The sequence below is a fragment of the Catenovulum agarivorans DS-2 genome (genome assembly GCF_000568405.1).
In the GTDB taxonomy this organism is placed as follows: Bacteria; Pseudomonadota; Gammaproteobacteria; order Enterobacterales; family Alteromonadaceae; genus Catenovulum; species Catenovulum agarivorans_A.
The window spans coordinates 1-1,425 of the sequence record NZ_ARZY01000088.1 but is presented as its reverse complement, the minus strand read 5'-3'; the positions used below and the strand labels follow the sequence as shown (position 1 = coordinate 1,425).

The 1,425-nt window shown below is 39.5% G+C and carries 1 protein-coding gene; it reads left to right on the top strand.

Features of this window, described 5'->3' with window-relative positions:
* The first annotated feature begins 101 nt into the window (after window positions 1-101).
* Window positions 102-1,115: an IS110 family transposase gene (locus DS2_RS19295; protein WP_035016723.1), complete on the top strand. Its 1,014-nt coding sequence runs from the start codon at window positions 102-104 to the stop codon at window positions 1,113-1,115.
* Window positions 1,116-1,425 lie beyond the last annotated feature (310 nt).

Sequence of the window (1,425 nt, the reverse complement as noted above, 5' to 3'; positions counted from 1 at the left end):
GGATGATGAGATGAACACCTTTTGTATAAATAGGCGTCGTAATGCGCCATTATTGAAATTCGCAAAAATCATCAATAAGCAAACAACAAAAGGTGTTCAAGATGCAGGTTACATTAATTGGTATAGATTTGGCAAAAAATATCTTTCAAATTTGTGGAGTCAATCAGGCTGGTAAACAAGTGTTTAACCGTCCAGTGAAACGAAATAAGGTGTTTGAGGTGTTGGCAAAATACCCTGATGCTGAAATTGCCATGGAAGCTTGTGGCGGTTCAAATTATTGGGGACGTGAATTAGAAAGTCGCTCGCGAGAGGTATCGTTAATTCCTCCCATTCACGTAAAACCTTTTGTTAAAGGAAATAAAAACGATAGAAATGATTCTTTTGCGATTACTGAAGCGGCCAGAAGACCAAATATACAAAAAGTAAAACCAAGGTCGCTAGAGCAAACAGATATTATTCAGGTACACAGATGTGTGGATAGGTTGATAGAAGCTCGAACCGCGTTAATCAACCAAATACGCGGGTTCTTGAGTGAATACGGTGAAGTTGTTGCACAGGGTAAAGAAACATTATTTTTAGCAATACCTGATTTACTTGAAGACGCTGAAAATCGTTTAACAGCATCTGCTAGGTTATTGCTCAGTGAAATGCGTGATGAATGGGTAGAGCTAAACCAAAGGATTAAACAGTTTGATAAACGAATTAAACAGCAAGCAAAATCAAGTGAAGATGCAACTCGTTTGATGGCAATCAAAGGCGTGGGTGAAAAAATAGCAACAGCCGTCATAGCGCATGCGGGTGATGGAAGTCATTACAAAAATGGTCGGCATTTTGCTGCAAATTTAGGTTTAGTACCTAAAGAGCATTCCAGTGGTGGTAAACAAAAGTTGTCAGGAATTACCAAACGAGGCAACAAATATTTAAGACGGTTATTAGTTCAAGGGGCTTGGTCATTCATTCGTGTTGTAGATGGGAGTAAGGACAGGATGTCCGTTTGGGCTAAGAAAATTATTGAGCGCAGAGGTAAACACAAAGCTGCAGTTGCTGTAGCAAACAAGTTAGCCAGGATTATTTGGTCAATGCTTTATCACAAAACAGAATTTAGAGCGGGTTAATACACGTAAATTCACCCACTAATTAGAATGCAAGATAAGTAAAGTTTAATTTTTAACACACCCTAAAGTGCTACAGGTAAATGAAGTAACAGGTTAGACCGGCCTTTGTGAAAGCTGAGCAAGCCCGAGGAAGTCATATTCCGTAAGGACGATAAGCGGCAAAGGCGCGGTTCTCATTTGGGCTAGGGGCAATATTGTGCCCCATCAATAAGCCGGATATACGGGTGCAGTTTATTCCTGTACTTTTTAACCTAAAACTTTATGGGTATTTTAGTTAAAAAGAGGTTGCACATGTGAAGGTGTCCATATA